Source organism: Lutispora sp. QWL-02 (assembly GCF_058315355.1).
This window is the reverse complement of the sequence record NZ_CM177762.1, coordinates 3,900,918-3,921,937: the sequence shown is the minus strand read 5'-3', so window position 1 is coordinate 3,921,937 and position 21,020 is coordinate 3,900,918. Positions and strand designations below refer to the sequence as shown.

Genomic DNA, 21,020 nt, shown 5'->3' with positions numbered 1-21,020 from the left:
TCCTGAGCTCTGAGCTCTGAAACTTGGACTCTATTTAAGGAGGCGAAATGATGAAGCTTTTGAATGTAGATACATCTGATAAGGTTAGAAAAAAGATTGATGAGTCATTTACTGATAACTATGATAAATCGGAACAAGTTCCCACTGAACAAAGCCTGGGGAGGATAGCATTCGAAGATGTGCTGTCTCCCATCGAACTGCCTCAGTTTTCCAGATCTGTAGTGGACGGCTATGCGGTGTTATCAAGAGACACCTATGGAGCAGGCGAGAGCATGCCGGTTTTTCTGGAGGTCTCGGGTCATGTGGAGATGGGTAAGGCTGCTGAAGGCAAGGTTTCAGCGGGCAAGGCCATATATGTGCCTACAGGAGCCATGATACCTGGAGGCGCCGATGCAGTTGTGATGATAGAATACGTGGAGAACCTGGATGAAAGCACCATAGCTGTTTATACGCCGGTGGCTCCGGGTCAGGGCATTATAAAAAAAGGCGATGATGTGAAATCGGGCAGCAAGATTTTATTAAAAGGGGAAAAAATAAGATCCAGGGATATCGGAGTTTTATCAGCCCTGGGCATTGGATATATAAAGGTATTTAAAAAGCTCAAGCTTTCGGTAATATCCACAGGAGATGAAATAGTAGACTCCTTCGGAGAGGTCCGGTACGGTCAGATAAGGGATATCAATACACATCTGATATCTGCTATGGCGGAGGAGTCGGGCGCGGAGATAAGCCTTAAGCTGCTGGTGCCCGATGATTTCAGCAAGCTCAGAGAAGCTATAGACCAGGCTTTGAAAATGTCGGATATAGTGGTGCTGTCGGGGGGCAGCTCCGTCGGTGCCAAGGATATGACTGCCAAGGCTATAGAATCTACAGAGGGCGGGGAGATCCTTGTACATGGAGTAGCAGTCAAGCCCGGCAAGCCCACTATAATCGGGAAGGCAGGAGGAAAGGCCCTGTTCGGCTTGCCGGGACATCCTTCCTCAGCAATGGTTATATATAAGGTTTTTGTAGACTATCTCATAAGAAAATATTACTCAATGAGTGAAGATATAGTATATGTCGAAGCCTCATGCGGAGAAAACATACATTCTGCACAGGGCAAAGAAACCTATCAGCCGGTGGAATTGCTTGAAAGGGATGGGCAATACGAAGCTGTTCCCATCTACGGCAAATCCGCCGCCATAACAACAGTAGCCAGATCCGTGGGCTATATCAGGATATCTGAGAATAAGGAAGGCGTCAAAAAGGGTGAAAGGGTGAGAGTAGCGCTGTTTTGAGACTGAATAGGAGACGGAAACCATTGAAAGACACGGAAACTTCACAAAAATTCAGTGACCTTCAGTGGTTAAAAAATAGGAGGTGGATAGAGTGGATAGAAATTTATACCTGGATAATATGGATGTAGATGAAGCGTTGAAGCTTTTTTTGAATAGAGCAGGACAAAAGCTGGAAGCTGAGAGGATAAAGGTTGTAGGGTCCTTGGGAAGGATAACTGCAGAGCCTGTTTTTGCCATTTATTCTTCTCCTAATTTCAATGCTTCTGCAATGGATGGCATAGCAGTCAAGGCCAGGGACACCTTTGAGGCTTCCGAAGTCAACCCGGTGATACTAGAAAAAGGCGGGCACTATGAATATGTGGATACCGGGGACCCTATAGCAGAGCCCTATGATGCGGTAATAATGATAGAGGATATAGTTGAAGCGGGGGAAGATAAAGTAAGGATAATAAGCCCTGCCTTTCCATGGCAGCATATAAGACCTATAGGAGAGGATATAGTAGCCAATGAGATGATAATTGCCTCAAATCATGTGATAAGGCCTGTAGATATTGGCGCTTTGCTATCCGGCGGTATTACGGATATAATGGTTTATAAAAAGCCCAAAGTGGGGATAATCCCCACAGGCACGGAAATAATTGAGCCGGGAGAGGAGCTAAGGCTCGGAAATATAATCGAATCCAACTCACGCATATTTGAAGGGCTTGTCATAGAATACGGAGGAGAGCCTAAAAGATATGCGCCTGTTCCTGATGATTATGACAAACTAAAGGCAGCCCTGAAAAAGGCAGCTGCGGAAAATGATATAGTTGTGATAAATGCAGGCTCCTCTGCAGGCTCGGAGGATTATACAGCCAGACTGGTGCGGGAACTGGGAGAACTGATCCTCCACGGCATAGCCGCAAAACCGGGCAAGCCTGCTATATTGGGCCTGATAGACGCTAAGCCGGTCATCGGAGTGCCCGGATATCCTGTATCCGCATGGGTCGTATTCGAAATATTTGGCAAAGCATTGATAAAAAAATGGGCAGGCAGACCTGAAAAAAAAGAGAGGGTGCTGGAAGCAGTGCTTTCTAAGAGATTGGTTTCTTCACTCAAGAACAAGGAATATGTGAGAATAAAGCTGGGCAAGGTAAACGGAAATCTGACTGCTACACCGTTGAACAGAGGCGCAGGCGTCACCATGTCCTTGGTAAGGGCTGACGGGATATTGGAAATTCCCCAGACCAGCGAAGGCTACGATGCAGGAGAAAAGGTGAGGATAAAGCTATTAAAGGACTTGGAAGACATTGAAAACACCATAGTATCCATCGGAAGCCATGATCTGATCATGGATATAGCCGCTAACATGATGCACAGGAGAAATTCAACCTACAATCTTTCTTCTGCCCACGTAGGAAGCATGGGAGGCATAATGGCAATACGCAGAGGAGAAGCCCATATGGCACCTATACATCTTTTGGACGAGAAAACAGGAATATATAATATTGAATATATAAAAAAATATCTGGGCAATCTGGATATAGCTTTGATAAAAGGTGTAAAAAGGGTTCAGGGCATAATGACCGGAAAGGGAAACCCAAAAGGCGTCATAGGCATTGAGGATTTAGTCAGAGACGACATACAATTCGTAAACCGTCAGAAAGGCGCAGGAACAAGGATACTGGCGGACTATCTTTTGAAAAAAGCCGGCATTGATGCAGAGAGGATCCATGGCTATGAGCGGGAAATGACCACTCATATGGCTGTAGCAGCAGCAATAGCTTCGGGTACCGCGGATATGGGAGTAGGAGTCTATTCGGCGGCAAAGGCCATGGACTTGGATTTCATTCCCATAGGCGAAGAAGACTATGATTTTGCAATTCCAAGAGCATTTTTGGAGCTGGATATGATAAAATTATTCATAGAAGTGATAACATCACAAGAGTTCAAAGACTGCCTCCGGGACATGGGAGGCTACGGAACGGAAAATACGGGGGAGATTATATAGAGCTCAGGGCTCTAGCCGCTAGCTTCTAGCTTCTAGCATTAGGGTATGCCGCTGGGGTCTTTGAAACGGGAAACCACTGAAAGACACGGAATTTTGCACGGGTTTTTTATAAAAAAACACGGAAATGTTTTTCTAATGCCATATCACACAGGAAAGCGAGTTGCGAACCTAAGACTAAGTAAACTTGCTTACTGCAGCTTCAAAACTCGCTTTGGCTCAAACAGTTGAAGCTGCGGGCGTTACGCTTCGTTAACTTACTCTAAGGTTCTTCACAAAATTCCTGCTTAGATATGGAATTAGTTAAAACAAGAGTCTTAATTAACTTGCCTTCCGTGTTAATCCGTGAAAAATCCGTGCTAATCTGTGTTCTCGGTCCTCTATGGCCCATAAGGAATACCCTGGCTCTTGTAACCCGTAACCCATCAGCCTAACATATACATTAAAAGGGAGAAAAATATGAAGGATAAATTTGGGAGAAGTATTGAATATCTCAGAGTTTCAGTTACTGATCGCTGCAATCTTCGCTGCAGATACTGCATGCCGGAGGAAGGCATCAAGGATAAAAAAACCCATAGCGACATAATGACCTTGGAAGAAATATATGAGGTGGTGAAAGCCTGCGCTGACCTGGGCGTCAACAAGGTAAGGATCACGGGAGGAGAACCCCTGACCCGCTACGGCATCACAAGCCTGATAGAGAAAATTTCCAGGCTTGAAGGGATAAAAGACATAGCAATGACCACCAATGCGGTGCTCCTTAAAAAGTATGCCAAGGGATTGAAGGAAGCAGGTCTCAAAAGGGTTAACATAAGCCTTGACACCATGAAAGCAGAAAAGTATAAGGAGATCACCCGCTTCGGGTCTATAGGAGAAGTATTTGCAGGCATGGAAGAGGCCAGAAAAGTCGGGCTTTTGCCTTTGAAAATAAACGTAGTATTGATAGGCGGTTTCAATGATGACGAAATAGGAGATTTTGTAGAGCTCACAAGGAATGAGGATATCCAGGTAAGGTTTATAGAGCTGATGCCCATAGGTCAGGCAGCCGATTGGGCTAGAGACAACTTTGTCCCCAACACTACCGTGCTGGAAAGATTTCCGGAGCTTCAGCCTGTAGAGGGAGGGGACAAGTCGAGCCCGGCAGAGTACTATAGGCTGCCCGGGGGAATGGGCAAAGTAGGACTCATAAACCCTATAAGCCATAAGTTTTGCAGCAGCTGCAACAGACTGAGGCTTACCGCCGACGGCAAGATAAAGCCCTGCTTGCATTCCAATCAGGAGATAGATGTTTTGCAAACCCTGAGAAAAGGACAAAATGTTAAGGAATTGATAGAAAGCGCCATATGGCAGAAACCCTCGGAGCACCATCTGGATGACGGTGAAGCCATAGACCGTGATATGATGCGTATAGGCGGATGAACCATCGGGGACGGTTCTTCCTGGCTCATTTATTCAACAGAACTATTAAAAGGAGTTGTAAAAAATATGGAAGGAAAAATTCTGGCTGTAAATATAAGTGAAAAAAAGGGAGTAATAAAGACACCCATCGACGAAGGCTATTTCAAAATAGATCACGGTTTGGTAGGAGATGCACATGCGGGAAACTGGCATCGGCAGGTAAGCCTTTTGGGCATCGAGAGCATAAATAAAATGAAAGCTCTCGGGATAGAAGGCCTTTGTACAGGCAAGTTTGCAGAAAACCTTACTACCGAGGGCATAGTATTATATGAGCTTCCCATAGGCACCAAGCTCCAAATAGGTGAAACCATCCAGGAGGTCACCCAAATAGGGAAGGAATGCCATGTGGGCTGCGCCATATTTCAGCAAATAGGCAGCTGCATAATGCCTTTGGAAGGAATTTTTACAAAGGTATTGGAGGAAGGCACCATAAAACCCGGAGACACCATCAGTGTTATAGAATAGATTTTGGAGGTAGGGCTTTGATAAGCTGGAGGAAATAGATGAGAATATCAGAGCGGTATAAACAGCTGCATCAACTGCAAGAATTGTAAGGGCAGCTGTACCCAGAAGCCTGCGATCACTGACAGACTAAAGCATATTGCACGTATGATGTCAAAGTTTGTTGCTTCAAAATAGCATAGGGACATAGCCTGAGGCCTGATGGGATGGTGGTAATTACCATTGCATCAGGCTTTATACTTATGTAAACTATAAGAAGCCGTACTGTTTTAGCTGAATCTCGTTAGAATCTGTTTAGTATATGCTAAACAGGTTCTCCGGAGAGCGGAGGATATTTCTGGGGTGAATTGGGACAAACCCATAGGGCACTCTCTGTCCGAACCCGTCAACTAACTTCGTAAGCATAAGAGAGGAGAGTAGTATGAGGAAGAAGAAACTATTACTATTTTTTATGGTACTGGCTTTGTTAATGGTGACTCCGGTTTTTGGAGACACATTGAAAACCGGAAGCACCGGGACGTTGGTGAAACAGCTTCAGACAAAGCTAAAAGCATTGGGTTACCTTAATTCCAGCATAACAGGCTATTATGGTAATCAGACGAAGAGTGCCGTATTAAAGTTTCAGGCAAAAAGTGGACTCAAACAGGATGGCATTGCAGGCACTGCAACACAGAAAGCTTTGCTCAATGCCGGGACAAGCAGCAATACCATAGCGAGCAGAAGCAGCACAGGATCCTACAGTATCAAGGATGTACAATCAGCCTTGAAAAGCTTGGGCTTATACAGCGGAAGCATTGATGGTATCGCAGGATCAAAGACCAAGGCTGCATTGAAAAAGTTCCAGAAGAACAAGGGCCTTGCAGCAGACGGCATCATGGATCTCAAAACGGCCGAGAAGCTTTTCGTAAAGAGTGGAACAGCAGCATTGGCAGATAGAGGCGGAGCGGATCGCAAAGAAGCTTCTAAGGATACTATAAAAGACGCAGAAGATACATACGATTCTTCGAAGGGTGACAAGTATGGAGAATTGCTGGATTGGTGGTCTGAGGTTGAGAGCATATTTTACAGGGGTGCGGAAGCCCAGCTCATAGATTTGTGGACGGGAAAGAGCTTTAACATAATGAGGACCTATGGCAGCAATCATGCCGATTGTGAACCTTTGACAGCAGAAGATACAAAGATCATGAAGGAAATATACAGCGGAAGCTGGAGCTGGAACAGAAGACCTGTTGTCATAGTAACAGGGGGCAGTAGGATCGCTGCTTCCATGGCAGGGATGCCCCATGCAGGGCTGGAAGCAAAACCTAAGAATGTTACAGTAAAGGGCCGCAGCGGCGGCTTTGGCACCGGAACCAACTTAGATACTATTAAAGGCAACAATATGGATGGGCATTTTGATGTTCATTTTCTCAATAGCAGAACTCACGGCACCAATAAAGTAGATTCGGCACACCAAAAAGCAGTAAAACAAGCAGCAGGAAAATAGCAAACATCGCAGTACGGTTTTTTAAAGCCCGGGCATATCCCGGGCTTTAAACTTTTTCTCAAAAACTGCGTATAATAGGATAAATTGATATAGGGGGAATCAGAGATGAGCGGAATATATTTGATCGTCAGCACTGCATTGATAATTGTGGGGTTATCGGTCACTTTCATATCCGGATTGCCCGGTACGGGCTTTCAAGCCATTGGCTGGGGAGCATTACAAAGGTAATAATAACTACCTTGATGGTAATCATATTCTATTTCAAGGTATTTTTTTAGATTTTACTACTTCATGACCCAACAATAAAGTATAATAATATACAAAGTATTATATTTGCCGCAGGAGGAAAGCATGAATAAATACGAAAGCCTAAAAAACTTGTTGAAGGAATATGGAAAATTGGCAATAGCGTATTCGGGCGGGGTGGACAGCAGCTTTTTGCTCAAAGCCGCAATAGAGGCTTTAGGAAAAGAAAATGTGCTGGCGGTTACGGTAAAATCCCAGGTCATACCGGAGGAGGAGCAAAAAGAAGCGGAGGAATTGGCTAAGCAGATGAAGGCCCGGCATCTGGTGCTCAAAATGGATGTGCTGTCTTTGCCTGAGTTTAAGATCAATCCGAAGGACCGCTGCTATTTTTGCAAAAAGCATATCTTTAAGGATATAATTAAAGCTGCATCGGAAAGAGGCTTCAATATAGTGGCTGACGGGACGAACTCTGATGATGAAGGGGATTACAGGCCGGGAATGAAAGCGCTGCAGGAGCTCAAGGTTGTAAGCCCTTTGAAGCAGTGCGGCCTTACTAAGGCTGAGATAAGAGAGCTTTCAAAGGAATTGGGGCTCAGCACTTATGACAAGCCAAGCCTTGCATGCCTGGCATCGCGGGTTCCCTATGGCGAAGAGATAACGGCAGAAAAGCTTCTGATGACAGGAGCTGCCGAGAAATACTTAAGATCTCTGGGGTTCAATCAGCTGAGGGTGAGATGCCACGGTCCTGTCGCAAGGATTGAGGTTCTGCCCCAGGATTTTGACAGGTTTTTTAAAGATGATTTAAATATAAAAGTTTATGAACATTTAAAAACCTTGGGCTTTAAATATGCTGCCCTGGATCTGGCAGGCTATAGGACAGGCAGCCTGAATGAGGAAGTGAAGATCGATGGATGAAAAACATATCAAGGAAATGCTCAAAGACTATAAGAGCGGGAGATTAAAGGAAGAAGAGGTCATAAGCAAGCTGAAAAAGCTTCCTTATGAGGATATAGACTATGCCAAAATAGATAACCACAGAAGCCTCAGAAAAGGCTATGGAGAGGTTGTATATTGCGCGGGAAAGACTCCTGAGCAGACAGCCAATATATTTGAAAGAATGCTGTGCGGCAGGGGAAGGGTCCTGGGTACCAGAGCGGATATAAAGACTTATGAAGCGGTAAAGGCAAAAGCCCATGATGCTGTGTACCACAAGGATGCAAGAGCCATAACAGTGATAAGGGAAGACATAGATAAAAATAAGGGACTGATATTGATAGCTACAGGAGGGACTTCGGATATACCCGTAGCTGAAGAAGCAGCCATCACGGCAGAGTTTATGGGAAATACTGTGGAGAGGTTGTACGATGTTGGTGTAGCCGGTATCCACAGGCTGTTGATGAATACCGACAAGCTTTACTCGGCTTCTGTGATCATCGCGGTGGCAGGTATGGAAGGGGCTTTGGCCAGCGTTATAGGAGGCTTGGCGGATTGCCCCGTCATAGCAGTGCCCACCAGCGTAGGCTACGGAGCCAATTTCGGAGGATTGTCGGCGCTTTTGACGATGCTGAACAGCTGCTCCAGCGGGATAGGTGTGGTCAATATAGACAACGGCTTCGGAGCCGGCTGCCTGGCGGCTATGATAAACAGGGACAGAAAATAACAGGATATACGGAGGATTAGAAATGAAGGTTTTATATTTTGATTGTTTTTCCGGCATAAGCGGCGATATGACTATAGCCTCTTTGCTGGATCTGGGAGTAGATCAGGGAAGATTGCTGGACGGGCTGTCAAAGCTTGGCCTGGACGGATGCAAGATCAGTATCGAAAAGAAATCCAAGATGGGCATAACCGGTACATATTTCAATGTGATTTTAGACGGCCCTCATGATGAGCATAGCCATGAGGATGAGCACGACCATGACCATGACCATCATCATGAGCGTGAGCACAGCCATGAACACGAGCACAATCACAGAAGCTTGAAGGATATAGAAAGCATAATCGATAGCAGTACCCTCAGTGAAAGAGTAAAGGACCTGAGCAAGAAGATTTTCCTTATTGTGGCGGAAGCAGAAGGCAAGATACATGGCACAGCTCCCGAGGAAGTGCATTTTCACGAGGTCGGAGCCGTTGATTCGATCATAGATATAGTAGCAGCGGCTATATGCATAGAAGAACTCAAACCGGATAAAATAGTGTTTTCAAAGCTGCCTTTATCGAGAGGCTTTGTGAAATGCCAGCATGGCCTATTCCCATTGCCGGCCCCTGCCACCCTTGAGATATTAAAGGGCATGCCTGTCTATTTTACCGATGCTCCTATAGAGCTTGTGACCCCTACAGGTGCCGCTATTGCAAAGGCTTTGGCAGATGAATTCGGAGATATGGATGAAATGGAAGTTGAAAAGGTAGGATATGGCTTAGGCAATATGGATTATCACATACCCAATATGTTGAGAACCATCCTATTTGACGTAAAAAAAAAGACCATAACAAGGTAGTCTTGTTGGAGACCAACATTGACGATATGACCGGAGAAGCCTTGGGCTATGCTATGGAAAAGCTCTTTGAAGCAGGAGCCCTGGATGTATACTTTACTCCCATAACGATGAAAAAGAACAGGCCGGGCATAATTTTATCCGCTTTATGCAAACTAGAGGATGCAGCCCGCCTAAAAAAGCTGATCTTTCTAAATACAAGCACCTTTGGCATACGGGAGACTACGATCAATAGGGATGTACTGGACAGAGACTTTATCGAGGTGGAGGTTTCAGACGAGACTATACGCTGCAAAGTGGGCATCTTTGAAGGAAAGATTGTGAAGGCCCTTCCCGAATATGAAGACTGCAGGGCCGCAGCAATAAAGACCGGTGCCGGCTTTTTGGACATATATCAACAAGCCATTGCAAAGTCAAGAGAATATTCTGTATTTTTTTAAAGGCTTTGACAAATAAATATACATTAAATATAATAGAAAGAATAAAAAAATCGGCAATATGTTGCAAAGAGGAGTGTAATTATGGAGAAGTTTTTAAAGGAAGGGTTGACCTTTGATGATGTACTGTTAATTCCTGCAAAATCGGAGATTCTTCCGAAAGAAACAGATGTATCCACTATGCTGACTAAAAAAATCAAACTCAATATTCCCATAATGTCCGCCGGCATGGATACGGTTACAGAAGCAAGGCTTGCAATAGCCATAGCAAGAGAGGGCGGTATAGGGATTATCCATAAGAATATGTCCATAGAAAGCCAGGCCATGGAGGTTGACAAGGTAAAAAGATCAGAGCATGGAGTCATAGTAGATCCATTTCATCTGTCGCCAGATCACATAATATCCGATGCTATGGAGCTTATGGAAAGATATAGGATCTCCGGAGTGCCCATTGTGGATGAAAGGGGCAAATTGGTAGGAATCCTTACCAATAGGGATCTGCGGTTTGAGACAGATATGTCAAGGCCCATACATGAAGTGATGACGAAGGAGAACCTTATAACGGCTCCTGTTGGAACTGATCTTATCCAGGCAGAAAATATTTTGAAAAGACATAAAATCGAAAAACTTCCCTTGGTGGATGATAACGGCTATCTGAAAGGACTAATCACGATAAAGGATATCGAGAAGGCGATCCAATTTCCCAGCTCTGCAAAGGATAAGGGAGGACGGCTTCTGGTAGGGGCAGCCGTAGGAGTCACCCCCGACATGATGGAAAGGGTCAAGGCCTTGGTTGAAGCCAAGGTTGATGTGATTGTAGTGGATACTGCCCACGGTCATTCAAAGGGTGTAGTTGAGGCAGTGAAGAAGATAAAGGTAAATTATCCTGATATTCAGGTCATAGCGGGAAATGTGGCTACGGCAGAGGCAACGAGAGAGCTTATCGAAGCCGGAGCAGATGCCATAAAAGTAGGAATAGGACCTGGCTCCATATGCACCACCAGAGTTGTTACAGGCATAGGCGTTCCTCAGATAACGGCAGTATATGATTGTGCCAAGGAAGCCGATAAATACGGAATACCGGTGATTGCAGACGGAGGCGTCAAATACAGCGGAGATATTACAAAGGCAGTAGCTGCAGGTGCGAGAGTCATAATGGTGGGCAGCTTGTTTGCAGGCACCGAAGAAAGCCCCGGAGAGAAGGAAATATACCAGGGAAGAAGCTTCAAGGTATACAGAGGCATGGGCTCTTTAGCGGCAATGGCATGCGGCAGCAAAGACAGGTATTTTCAGGAGGACGCCAAGAAATTGGTGCCTGAAGGAGTAGAAGGCAGAGTACCGTTCAAGGGAGCTTTGGCTGATACTATATATCAATTGGTGGGCGGGCTCCGCTCCGGCATGGGCTACTGCGGAACAGCCACGATAGAAGACCTGAGGAAAAACGGACAGTTTATTAGGGTAACCGCTGCAGGACTTAGAGAAAGCCATCCTCATGATGTCCAGATAACAAAAGAAGCACCGAATTATAGTCTATAATAGCAAGCTTGGGGTAGTGATTTTAGGTCAGTCACTAGTCTCTGGCCTCTGGCATCAGGGTATTCCTATAGGGTATTATTCAGTGCCTTTCAGTGGTTTCAAAAAAACCCCAGAGCCATACTCAAAGCTAGCGGCTAGTGGCTAGTGGCTGGCGACTGACCACCAAGGAATACCCCATAGAAAAAAAGGAGCGTGAAATATGGATAGAGAATTGGTTTTGATATTGGATTTCGGCGGGCAATATAATCAGCTTATAGCCAGAAGAGTAAGAGAAAACAATGTCTACTGCGAAGTAGTGCCCTATGATATATCCGTTGAAGAAATAAAAAGCAAAAATCCCAAAGGCATAATATTTACCGGAGGGCCTGCCAGCGTCTATGAAGAAGATTCACCTAAATGTGATCGGGAGATACTCAAAATGGGCATTCCCATATTGGGAATATGCTATGGAATGCAGCTCATGTCCCATCTTTTGGGAGGCAAAGTAGGCAGGGCTGGAAAAAGAGAGTACGGGAAAACCTCTGTAAAGCTTGATGAAAGCAAGCTCTTTAAGGGTATATCGGGAGAAAACATATGCTGGATGAGCCATACCTGCTTTGTAGATGCACCGCCTTCAGGCTTTAAGGTCATAGCCAATACAGGCACCTGCCCTGCGGCAGCTATGGTTGATGAAGACAGGAAGATGTACGGAGTGCAGTTTCATCCGGAGGTTGAGCATACAGAGCATGGCAAGGAAATGCTCAGGAATTTTCTTTTTGATATATGCGGACTTAAAGGCACGTGGACTACAGGAAGTTTCATAGAGGAAGCGGTTGCTCACATAAAAAAGACTGTGGGCGATAAAAAAGTGATTTGCGCTTTAAGCGGCGGAGTGGATTCCTCGGTAGCGGCAGTCCTGGTGCATAAAGCCATAGGAAATCAGCTTACCTGCATATTTGTTGATCACGGTCTTATGAGAAAAGATGAAGGTGATCAGGTTGAATCGGTTTTTAGAAAACAGTTTGATATGAACCTCATAAGGATCAATGCACAGGATAGATTCTTGGGCAAGCTGGCCGGAGTTACGGATCCCGAGAAAAAGAGAAAGATTATAGGCGAGGAATTTATAAGAGTCTTTGAGGAAGAAGCAAAAAAGCTTGGTAAGATCGACTTCCTTGTCCAGGGAACGATTTATCCGGATGTCATAGAGAGCGGCACCAAGACAGCAGCCGTCATCAAATCTCATCACAATGTAGGCGGGCTTCCCGAAGATATGGAGTTTAAGCTTATCGAACCATTGAGACAGCTTTTCAAGGATGAAGTGAGGCTTGTAGGTATAGGCTTAGGAATACCGGAGGATCTGGTATGGAGACAGCCCTTCCCCGGCCCCGGGCTTGGTATAAGGGTACTGGGAGAGATCACCGGCGAAAAGCTTCATATAGTGAGAGAATCCGATGCGATTCTGCGGGAAGAGATAAAGAATGCAAACCTTCACAGGAGCATATGGCAATATTTCACAATGCTTCCCAACATAAGAAGCGTAGGAGTCATGGGGGATGAAAGGACCTACAGCCACACTGTGGCGATAAGGGCCGTGACCAGCAATGATGCCATGACTGCCGATTGGGCAAGGATACCCTATGAAGTATTGGAGAAGATATCCTCCAGAATTGTAAACGAAGTTGAGCATGTAAACAGGGTGGTATATGACATAACAAGCAAGCCGCCGGCAACTATCGAGTGGGAATAGTCCATGAGATGAAGGAAAGCTCGGCGTATGCTCTCTTGTATTTCTGATATATAACAAAAGCGGAATCCCGGAGTGGGATTCCGCTTATTTCTATTTAAGGCAGCTTAGGGAACTGGATATGCAGCAAACGCATGATGTCCTTTTCCGACTCAAGAACACGTTCAGCAATAAAGTCAGTAAACGGCCGGTCGTCTTTGTGAGCTCGCTCCAGCAGGCTTATATACTCCTGCCGCAAAACCGGAGGAATGACAGCCAGCATGTAGCCATCCTGAATGAGAGACGTATTCATAAGCAGCCTGGAAATTCGGCCGTTGCCATCGATAAAAGGGTGAATGAATACAAAACGCTTATGCAGCTGGGCCGCAAATTCCACCGGATGATATTTGTCACGGTCAGAGGCCACCCACTGGAACAATTTATTCATTTCTGCTTCTATTAGGCCTACTTTACACACTGCATATTTTGAACCGGTGATTATTACCGGCTCGGTGCTATACTGGCCAGCTCTATCAGGGTCAATATCTTTATAGAACATCCGATGCATTGTAAGAACGTCAGTCTCGGTAATCCGGTGGCTGCCTAGCAGTGTAAACATGAAATCATAAGCCTGGGCATGGCCAAGTGCCTCGAAGGTGTCACGAAGCGGTTTCCCTCCAACGGTCAATCCGTCTTCTAGGAGCACCTTTGTTTCGCTTTCCGTAAGGGTATTCCCCTCTATGGCATTGCTCGACCAGGTGAGGCCAATACGGTAGTAACCCTTTATTTCATTCAGCAAATGGCCTTCAAAAGGACGTAACTCATCAATAGCTTTCTTATAGCGGTCGATTTTTTCAATTAACTTCATACAAGATCCTCCATCGATTAATATTCCACCTTTTCGCCATTTGGCAATTCAAAGGCACCTATATATTTGCAGCCTGAAGCTTCGGCAATTTTCTTTAATTCATCAACGGTGAAACTTTGCCGTTTCATTTTCTGACTGAAGGCCTGCGGACTTTTTCCGGATAGCCTGCCAAGTTCTGAGACACTTATACCAAGCTTGACGCATAGAATTTTCAACTGTTCAGACACTGACATATTGACCACCCCTTCCAATATCCTTATTATAAACGGGAATATTTAATAAATCAACGTTAATAGCTATCCTTTATTGAGAAACGTTAAAAAGCTCATTGACTGCATAAATTAGTCCGCTTTATTCGCAAGTACTTCTTGACTAATAGGTCTGACCTATTTCAAAGGAGGTGCTAATCTGAAAGTAGGGAAAAGAGGTCCCAAAACGGACGATCCCAAAACATACAAAATTACTGTTAAGCTGGACCAGGAATCTAAAGATATTATTGATAGTTACAGCAAACAAGAAGATGTTTTTGTTTCAGAATCAGTACGGCGTGGGATTAAGAAGTTGAAAGGTGGTCTAAAAAAATGAAAGGAAGGCGTTTATGAGTAGCGATAAAATTTTATTTGATTTTAGTTTAACTGCCGAGCATGAAACAGAAGGTATTTATCATCAGCGCTTAAAAGATTGTGTATGGCTGCTCAACGATTTGGAGGTGACGGTATGAGCTATACCTCCGAAATCTTTGATAGGACGAATATTCAACACATCCGAGAATTTCTGTTGTATGGAGTTGAATGTGCAGAAATCAGCGATAAGTCTTACAAGCAGAGGATTGATGAATCAAGTAAGACTGCTATTGAAATGATACAGGCAAAATTTCCTGATATGGCTGAATATGAAAAAATAACGGCTGAAGTTTATAACTATGCCAGTAGGGTTGAAGATGTCTATATGGAAATTGGCTTGCAATGTGGGATAACGTTAGCTATGCAATTATTTCGTCTCTTTAGGGGCGGCAAAGATGGCAATGGCGTATTAGCTTGAACGAAGTGAAAGCCAGCGTCTTTAGGCGCTGGCCGGTAACAGAGGCTTATAGCCTCAGAGCAAACTACCCGTTTTATGGGTAGTTATTGATTATAATAGATGAAAACACTCACGGCAAGAATGGAAAATAAGCCAGTTTATAAAAGAAATTATTACTTGCTCAAGGCTAGAACCATCTTCAGTAACTCATAGGTGCGCTCGGTAGAAGAAATACTCAAATGCTCACGAGGTGTGTGGACATCGCCCATATCAGGTCCAATGGAAACACAGTCCAGATTGGGAATACTGTCAGCGAACAGTCCGCACTCAATACCCGCATGGACGGCATCGACCTTTGCCTGTTTGCCAAACAGCTTCTCATAGGCTGCCAAGATGGTATCTTTGACGACGGAGTTGGGGTTATAAGCCCAGCCGGGATAATTGCCGTCAATCTCGGTCTTGCCGCCAGCCAGTTTGACGATGGCAGAAATCTTATCAACAATCCACTCCTTCTGAGGTGTGATAGAACTGCGGACCGTATTGGTAAAGGTGAGCTCTTCATCTGTCAGCTTCAGCAGGCCAAAATTGGTGGAGGTCTGCACGAGACCGGGTATATCCATGCACATAGTTTGCACACTATCAGGGATAGCAACCAACGCCATATGAACCAGCTCCGTGCTCTTAGCGGTCAGCGCAGAGACAGTCTGCACATCTCCGACAACAGCAGTCACGGTCATGTTAGGCTCAGCGGCGGCGTACTCCTTACCGTACTTGGCACCCAATTCCTTGACGGCCGCGCACAGGGCGTCAGCCTTGGCCGCATCAATAACGACCTTTGCGTTGGAAGCTGCTGCAATTGCGGTTTCGCGGGAGCCGCCTTCCATAGCTACGATACGGAAGTTCACTTTCTTGACCAGCTCGTGGAACAAACGTGCCAGCAGCACATTGGAATTGGCGCGTCCCTTGTCGATCTCAACCCCAGAGTGGCCACCGGACAGACCCTTAATCCAAATGTCCACGATCTTGCCGGTCACATTCTCACGGGCGACGGGCAGCTTACTGCGGGCATTGACACCGCCAGCGCAGCTACACATCAGAATACCCTCAAATTCGGAATCCAAATTGATCAGCTTGTGGCCGGTGAGCTGGCTGCAGTCAAAAGCAAATGCGCCCAGCATACCGATCTCTTCATCAGCGGTAATGAGAGCTTCAATAGGTGGATGAGGGAGAGTGTTGTCGTCCAGAATAGCCAAAATCATGGCGACAGCAATGCCGTTATCGCCGCCCAGCGTGGTGCCGTTGGTGCGGATCCAATCGCCATCCACCACGGGTGCGATGCCGTCCTTTTCAAAGTCAAATTCCAAACCGTCCACCTTCTCGCAGACCATGTCGTGATGGCCCTGCAGAATGAGGATATCTGCGTTTTCATAGCCGGAGCTGCCATTTTTGCGAATGATGACGTTATTGGCATTATCCCGATAGCTCTCCAGACCGCGGTCAGCAGCAAACTTCAGCAGATACTCAACGATACCATCAGTTTTGCCGGAGCCATGGGGAATGGAGCAGATGTTCTCGAAATACTTGAATACATCCTGGGGTTTATAATTCGCTAATACATCCATGATAAGTATCTCCTTTCCATTATTCCACTTTGCTATGCTGCTGGAGCTTCAAAGCATAGATCGGGTTGACCTTCTCATCTTTGATAATGGCAGCCAGGATGCAGTACAGCAGCAAAGCAGCAATAATGCCGTTAATGGTGGGGACAAAGAAGGTGGTAAAATAGGTAACCAGGCCGCCCACGACCCAGGAGATGACGCCCATCCAGTTGATGCCCTCCATGGGCTTCCACAGTTCAGGCTTGCCCTTACCCATGATCCAGTAGTCAGCAATGGCAACACCGGCAACAGGAGGCACCAGAACAGCAATGATATTCAGGAAGACGGAGAACACGTCGGCGATACCAAAGAGAGCCAGCGCAGTGCCGATAGCGCCACAAACCAACGTCATCGCGGAGCGCTTGTCGTCCTTCATCTTGAACATGTTGACCACAGCGATACCGGAGGAGTAAGCGTTGCCGGTGTTGGTGGTCCAAGTAGCCAGGATTAGAACCAGCATGCCAATGATGGGCAGGCCAAAGTTGGAGAACACAACGCTTAAGTCATAGCTGCCTGCAGACAGGGACAACACAGCACCAATGACCAGTGCGCCGATACCGGCGGGCAGGACACCCACTACGCAGCCGAGGATGGTGCCCTTGCGGTCCTTATTATAACGGGTATAGTCACCGCAGCAGATGGCACCGGAAGCAAAGCCAGCCACGGACAGGGTGATGCCGTAGGTCATACCCAGAAATGCAGGAGGCTCATAGGAGCTGACCACACCGGCTGCACCGTTCATGATGGCACTGATGATGCCCCAGATCAGCATGACGAACAGAGCCGGCACAGAGATTTTGTTCAGGATTTCGATCATCTTCACACCGTAGACAGAGGTGATAAACATCAGGCAGCCCCAAATCAGAGCGGACAGCCACAGCGGGAAGTTTACGTGCAGATAACCGCTCATGATATTACAGAAGGAAGTGGCGCACAGAGCGGTCTGGGAGCCAAACCAACCGGTCATCGTGATGGCAATAATCAGGGAGACCAAGAGCGAGGAGCCCCTGGAGCCATACGCGCGAGAGATAGCCACGGTGGTAGGCAGGCCTAAGTCGGAACTCATCATACCCAGCAGGCACATGTAAGCAACGACAATGCAGTAACCGATGATCATGGCGATCACTGATTGCCTGAAGTTTAGGCCTGAGGAAACTAGGCTCCCAACCATCAGGGCGGGGATACAGATGACGCTGCCGGCCCAGATGAAGGCGATATTGTACCAGGGTTTGCGCTCACTAGCAGGGACCGGAGTCAGTGTAGTGGTTTCCATTATGCTGTTTTTCTTTTCTTCCATAAAATAATCTCTCTCTTTCTGGCATTATTATATTATTATGCGGGCAGCTCATGCCGCCCATTTGGCACACATGAGGTCTGGCACTTTTGCCAAGATTGAAGAGGGGGGAGGGATATGGAGAGAAGATGCATCCCTCCCCTAATGGCATCGCAATTAATAGCGGACTTGCTTGCCCTTCATGCCGACACGCTCCAACTCAGGCAGCCAGCAAGTGTAAGCCTTGTGCTTCTCGTCCCACCAGTTGGGGTGAGCGGGAGCCATGGTGACCAACAGATGCATTCCTTCCTTGGTATCAGCATTGGTCAGCGGAGTCAGGGTGTCCAAATCCACCAGCCCAATACCCTCGGGAGCGGTTAGACAGGTCTTACCGTTCTCATCGCGCAGGATTAGGTTTTCATTCTTGAAGTCGATGAAGTACTTGTGACCATCTTCACCCTTGACGACGGTGGTACCGAAGTCAAAGCCGCCTTCGGCCTTGATGTCCAACTTCTCTATGGTACCGCGGCAGAACTCACGAACTTCCATGACCTTCTTCAGTTCGGTCATCAAATCAGCGCCCTTATTTTTGGCTGCTAAGAATGCCTTACCAATGTTCTGAGCCATGGTAACGCAGCCTACATCCAAGGCCTCAGCCATTTCCGCCTTGTTCATACCCCAGGTAGCGAAGCCGATGCGCATGTTGTACAGCATGCACAACTGACGTGCAATCTGCTCACCGGAGTGATCGGTAATGGGATACACAGCAATTTCATCGCCGTGCAGGCTGCCCAGGCCCATGGGCTTAGGGGGATGGCCATAGTAGACGTTCAGCGTGGTGTTCAGTTCAGGAACAGCACGGCCGTTGCTATCCACATCCAGGAATTTAATGCGCTTGGCGGGATCCTTATCGGACAGGATTGCCACCAGCATAGGGGTGAATGTGTTAAAGCCGCCCATCTCACCAGAATACAGGTACTTACATTCCTTGCCTTCAGCGATGAACGCCTTCTGGAATGCTCTGTAAGCATTGACGGCATCGGGCCCGAACATAGGCTGATTGGGATCAAGCATAGCCACGGGGGAGCCAAGGCCAGCGACCATTGCGGCATACTCGTTATCCTTAATTTCGTTCAGTTCCAAAAGATCCAGCTCGATCTTCTCTCCGGAATCCTCCAAGCCTTTCAGCATGCTCAGACCCTGAGACAGAGAGCCGCCACCGCCGGCGCCAAGCAGAGTAGCACCGTACAGAATCTCAATGATGTCCTGCTTATAAAGCTTTCTCATTATTATACCCTCCTAATAAATCGTGATATAAGGTTAACTCATCTACACCTTATAAAAAAGCATACCATTGCGTTTTGTTTTTTCAAAACGATTGGGGGACAAAAAACGACACAATTTTTTGTCCTGACGGCCAAAAAAGTGCGTCGTTTCATTAAAATTATATGATGGATAAAAGTAATGTGTCAAAATGACCGATTCAGCCGATTCAGTGCTGCCGCCAAATGTAAGTCATATGACTCTGGCATTCGGTTGAGCTTATATCCAAGGATATCTTCAATGCATTTGATACGATACTTGACGGTATTTTTGTGGACAAACAATAATTGAGAAGTCTTTGTCAGATCCATATCTGCATCCAGAAGGAACGTTTCTAACGTGTTCGTCAGATCCTTTTCCCGTTTCTCCGTATAGAACCGGGCGCACATCTCCTCATCTAGCAGCGGAATCTCTTGGCGTTGGTCGAACAGGCTCTTTGCCCGCTTGATGAAGAGCACTTCCCCGTTGGTGATAATCTCCTTTTGCCGGAAAATAATTGGGATATACTTTTTGTAGCTTTGATACAGCCAATAGGCCTCCTTTACGTTCTGCGTGGTAACAGCTCTGGCATTGGTAATCACACGGTACGGCAGGCCCTTGTCCGCCAATTCCTGCAGCAGGTTTGGCAGATCGCTGTCGATACGCTCACGGGTGCGGTTAGCAAATACCACCACTGTTTCATCAAAGATATCTACAAGGAAGTTATTTTTATAAGAAGGGAGAAAATCCCGGATGATCTGCTTGGCCGTTTGCAGATGACCGAAATTGTGGTCGTCGTCTCTGCTGTAAAAGAAATAGGCATAAGATAGTGACTCCACATCAAGGTGCAGGATCTCCGCAATACGGGCCATTTTCTCCGGTTCGTCATTGATGATGGCGCTAATCAACTGCTTAGTATTCATCTGACCATAGTCCTTCGTCCACAGATTGATGTAGGTTTTCAGAACATATTTAATCTGCTTGCAGCAGTCCACCGTCAGATCATCCTTTTCCTTAACGGTCACCATGATGAGCTTGGAGTCAGCGCTTTGTATTGTTTCGCGCTCCACATAATATATCTTGCCGGAGAGTGATATCTCCTCCACCGCACTGTCTTCAGTACTCCGAATATCTAGCTCTGCTACCAGATCACTTATGGGCAGACAACGTCCGTTGGGCCATTCGGCTGTGTTCAGGTTTCGTCCCAGTTCATCAAAAAGATAGATAGAGCACTGCACACGATCACGTATTATGGACAGAACACCATTGATGGAGCGATGTGATGCCTCAATGTGGGAGATGCGCTCAATGACCTCTGTGGCAAAATAGGTATTCTGTCGGCGATCCTCCAGAATTGCTTCCATGACCTCGCAGATGACATCACCGTATCTAAGCTCCAACCGCCGCTCCGGCATAATGATTAGCGGCATTTTCAGCTCGTTGGCCGTATCGATGAGACGCTGGTCTATATTCAATAGGATGCTCCCTACATAGAAAACAATGATACCGACCTCTCCTTCAAGGTGTAGCCGCCGGATGGCAGAGCACTGCATATCCACATTGTCCTTGGATAACATGAACGCCGTAATCATGATTTCCTGCCCAAAATGGCTGGAATAGCCGGGAAATTCTATGCCCATTCCCTCCTCATCGACGGACTCCATCACGCTGATGGAGGAGATGGTACGGTTGATGCCGGCCAGACCCGCTACCAACTTGGCACCCCGAAGAGAGGGCAATCTCATAATATCAGATATGGTTACACTCATTGCAGTTACTTCCTCCTTTCAGAACATCACACCTTTCGTAT

The 21,020-nt window shown here is 46.4% G+C and carries 18 protein-coding genes, 1 pseudogene and 1 riboswitch; of the genes and pseudogenes, 13 read left to right on the top strand and 6 right to left on the bottom strand.

Annotated elements, in window-relative coordinates:
- The first annotated feature begins 47 nt into the window (after positions 1-47).
- From AC4HCY_RS18680 to guaA, 11 genes and pseudogenes are all read left to right on the top strand, one after another.
- The gene (locus AC4HCY_RS18680; RefSeq protein WP_491094865.1) at positions 48-1,277 is read left to right on the top strand and encodes a molybdopterin molybdotransferase MoeA; all 1,230 of its coding nucleotides are present in this window, start codon (positions 48-50) and stop codon (positions 1,275-1,277) included.
- A 91-nt stretch (positions 1,278-1,368) separates the two neighbouring features.
- Positions 1,369-3,267 carry a molybdopterin biosynthesis protein gene (locus tag AC4HCY_RS18675; protein ID WP_491094864.1) on the top strand — a complete coding sequence of 633 codons (1,899 nt, stop codon included), beginning with the start codon at positions 1,369-1,371 and terminating at the stop codon, positions 3,265-3,267.
- A gap of 456 nt (positions 3,268-3,723) precedes the next feature.
- Positions 3,724-4,683, top strand: coding sequence for a GTP 3',8-cyclase MoaA (gene moaA, locus AC4HCY_RS18670; RefSeq protein ID WP_323433153.1), 960 nt, complete (start codon positions 3,724-3,726; stop codon positions 4,681-4,683).
- Positions 4,684-4,749: 66 nt separating this feature from the next.
- Positions 4,750-5,187, top strand: a complete 438-nt coding sequence (locus AC4HCY_RS18665; RefSeq protein WP_491094863.1) for an MOSC domain-containing protein — start codon at positions 4,750-4,752, stop codon at positions 5,185-5,187.
- A gap of 289 nt (positions 5,188-5,476) precedes the next feature.
- Positions 5,477-5,603, top strand: a riboswitch (cyclic di-AMP (ydaO/yuaA leader).
- Positions 5,604-5,605: 2 nt separating this feature from the next.
- Complete coding sequence (locus tag AC4HCY_RS18660) at positions 5,606-6,670, top strand: peptidoglycan-binding domain-containing protein (protein WP_491094862.1); 1,065 nt, start codon at positions 5,606-5,608, stop codon at positions 6,668-6,670.
- 105 nt (positions 6,671-6,775) lie between these two features.
- Positions 6,776-6,898, top strand: a complete 123-nt coding sequence (locus AC4HCY_RS18655; protein WP_323433150.1) for a hypothetical protein — start codon at positions 6,776-6,778, stop codon at positions 6,896-6,898.
- A gap of 123 nt (positions 6,899-7,021) precedes the next feature.
- Complete coding sequence (larE, locus tag AC4HCY_RS18650; protein ID WP_323433149.1) at positions 7,022-7,831, top strand: ATP-dependent sacrificial sulfur transferase LarE; 810 nt, start codon at positions 7,022-7,024, stop codon at positions 7,829-7,831.
- Positions 7,824-8,576: a nickel pincer cofactor biosynthesis protein LarB gene (gene larB, locus AC4HCY_RS18645; protein WP_323433148.1), complete on the top strand. Its 753-nt coding sequence runs from the start codon at positions 7,824-7,826 to the stop codon at positions 8,574-8,576. The genes larE and larB overlap by 8 nt, the downstream gene beginning before the upstream one ends.
- Positions 8,577-8,598: 22 nt before the next feature.
- Positions 8,599-9,851: pseudogene (gene larC / locus AC4HCY_RS18640) on the top strand (nickel pincer cofactor biosynthesis protein LarC).
- 78 nt (positions 9,852-9,929) lie between these two features.
- A complete protein-coding gene (gene guaB, locus AC4HCY_RS18635) occupies positions 9,930-11,384 on the top strand; it encodes an IMP dehydrogenase (RefSeq protein WP_491096148.1) in 1,455 nt (484 codons plus the stop codon).
- A 199-nt stretch (positions 11,385-11,583) separates the two neighbouring features.
- Positions 11,584-13,113: a glutamine-hydrolyzing GMP synthase gene (gene guaA / locus AC4HCY_RS18630; protein WP_323433146.1), complete on the top strand. Its 1,530-nt coding sequence runs from the start codon at positions 11,584-11,586 to the stop codon at positions 13,111-13,113.
- 94 nt (positions 13,114-13,207) lie between these two features.
- Here the strand turns inward: guaA and AC4HCY_RS18625 are convergent, their stop codons facing one another.
- Both AC4HCY_RS18625 and AC4HCY_RS18620 read right to left on the bottom strand, forming a co-directional pair.
- Positions 13,208-13,957 (bottom strand): Fic family protein, encoded by a 750-nt coding sequence (locus AC4HCY_RS18625; protein ID WP_491094861.1) that lies wholly within the window; start codon positions 13,955-13,957, stop codon positions 13,208-13,210.
- Between the two features lie 17 nt (positions 13,958-13,974).
- On the bottom strand, positions 13,975-14,190 hold the full coding sequence (locus AC4HCY_RS18620) for a helix-turn-helix domain-containing protein (RefSeq protein ID WP_323433144.1): 216 nt from the start codon (positions 14,188-14,190) through the stop codon (positions 13,975-13,977).
- Positions 14,191-14,555: 365 nt separating this feature from the next.
- Here AC4HCY_RS18620 and AC4HCY_RS18615 point away from each other — a divergent pair, with 365 nt between their 5' ends.
- A complete protein-coding gene (locus AC4HCY_RS18615) occupies positions 14,556-14,678 on the top strand; it encodes a hypothetical protein (protein ID WP_491094860.1) in 123 nt (40 codons plus the stop codon).
- The gene (locus AC4HCY_RS18610) at positions 14,675-14,998 is read left to right on the top strand and encodes a hypothetical protein (protein ID WP_491094859.1); all 324 of its coding nucleotides are present in this window, start codon (positions 14,675-14,677) and stop codon (positions 14,996-14,998) included. Before AC4HCY_RS18615 ends, AC4HCY_RS18610 begins: the two co-directional genes overlap by 4 nt.
- 152 nt (positions 14,999-15,150) lie before the next feature.
- Here the strand turns inward: AC4HCY_RS18610 and AC4HCY_RS18605 are convergent, their stop codons facing one another.
- The 4 genes from AC4HCY_RS18605 to AC4HCY_RS18590 all read right to left on the bottom strand — a co-directional run bounded on the left by AC4HCY_RS18605 (position 15,151) and on the right by AC4HCY_RS18590 (position 20,979).
- A complete protein-coding gene (locus AC4HCY_RS18605; protein ID WP_491094858.1) occupies positions 15,151-16,599 on the bottom strand; it encodes an aminoacyl-histidine dipeptidase in 1,449 nt (482 codons plus the stop codon).
- A gap of 19 nt (positions 16,600-16,618) precedes the next feature.
- Entirely contained in the window at positions 16,619-17,932 is a 1,314-nt protein-coding gene (locus AC4HCY_RS18600; protein WP_491094857.1) for a cytosine permease, read from the bottom strand.
- Positions 17,933-18,085: 153 nt separating this feature from the next.
- The gene (locus AC4HCY_RS18595; protein ID WP_323433140.1) at positions 18,086-19,195 is read right to left on the bottom strand and encodes an S-methyl thiohydantoin desulfurase domain-containing protein; all 1,110 of its coding nucleotides are present in this window, start codon (positions 19,193-19,195) and stop codon (positions 18,086-18,088) included.
- Positions 19,196-19,377: 182 nt separating this feature from the next.
- Positions 19,378-20,979 carry a PucR family transcriptional regulator gene (locus AC4HCY_RS18590; RefSeq protein ID WP_323433139.1) on the bottom strand — a complete coding sequence of 534 codons (1,602 nt, stop codon included), beginning with the start codon at positions 20,977-20,979 and terminating at the stop codon, positions 19,378-19,380.
- Positions 20,980-21,020 lie beyond the last annotated feature (41 nt).

Coding starts and splice junctions, on each gene's coding strand:
- AC4HCY_RS18680 (WP_491094865.1), top strand. CDS start 48: ATGATGAAGCTTTTGAATGTAGATACATCTGATAAGGTTAGAAAAAAG.
- moaA (WP_323433153.1), top strand. CDS start 3,724: ATGAAGGATAAATTTGGGAGAAGTATTGAATATCTCAGAGTTTCAGTT.
- AC4HCY_RS18665 (WP_491094863.1), top strand. CDS start 4,750: ATGGAAGGAAAAATTCTGGCTGTAAATATAAGTGAAAAAAAGGGAGTA.
- AC4HCY_RS18660 (WP_491094862.1), top strand. CDS start 5,606: ATGAGGAAGAAGAAACTATTACTATTTTTTATGGTACTGGCTTTGTTA.
- AC4HCY_RS18655 (WP_323433150.1), top strand. CDS start 6,776: ATGAGCGGAATATATTTGATCGTCAGCACTGCATTGATAATTGTGGGG.
- larE (WP_323433149.1), top strand. CDS start 7,022: ATGAATAAATACGAAAGCCTAAAAAACTTGTTGAAGGAATATGGAAAA.
- larB (WP_323433148.1), top strand. CDS start 7,824: ATGGATGAAAAACATATCAAGGAAATGCTCAAAGACTATAAGAGCGGG.
- guaA (WP_323433146.1), top strand. CDS start 11,584: ATGGATAGAGAATTGGTTTTGATATTGGATTTCGGCGGGCAATATAAT.
- AC4HCY_RS18625 (WP_491094861.1), bottom strand. CDS start 13,957: ATGAAGTTAATTGAAAAAATCGACCGCTATAAGAAAGCTATTGATGAG.
- AC4HCY_RS18620 (WP_323433144.1), bottom strand. CDS start 14,190: ATGTCAGTGTCTGAACAGTTGAAAATTCTATGCGTCAAGCTTGGTATA.
- AC4HCY_RS18615 (WP_491094860.1), top strand. CDS start 14,556: ATGAGTAGCGATAAAATTTTATTTGATTTTAGTTTAACTGCCGAGCAT.
- AC4HCY_RS18610 (WP_491094859.1), top strand. CDS start 14,675: ATGAGCTATACCTCCGAAATCTTTGATAGGACGAATATTCAACACATC.
- AC4HCY_RS18605 (WP_491094858.1), bottom strand. CDS start 16,599: ATGGATGTATTAGCGAATTATAAACCCCAGGATGTATTCAAGTATTTC.
- AC4HCY_RS18600 (WP_491094857.1), bottom strand. CDS start 17,932: ATGGAAGAAAAGAAAAACAGCATAATGGAAACCACTACACTGACTCCG.
- AC4HCY_RS18595 (WP_323433140.1), bottom strand. CDS start 19,195: ATGAGAAAGCTTTATAAGCAGGACATCATTGAGATTCTGTACGGTGCT.
- AC4HCY_RS18590 (WP_323433139.1), bottom strand. CDS start 20,979: ATGAGTGTAACCATATCTGATATTATGAGATTGCCCTCTCTTCGGGGT.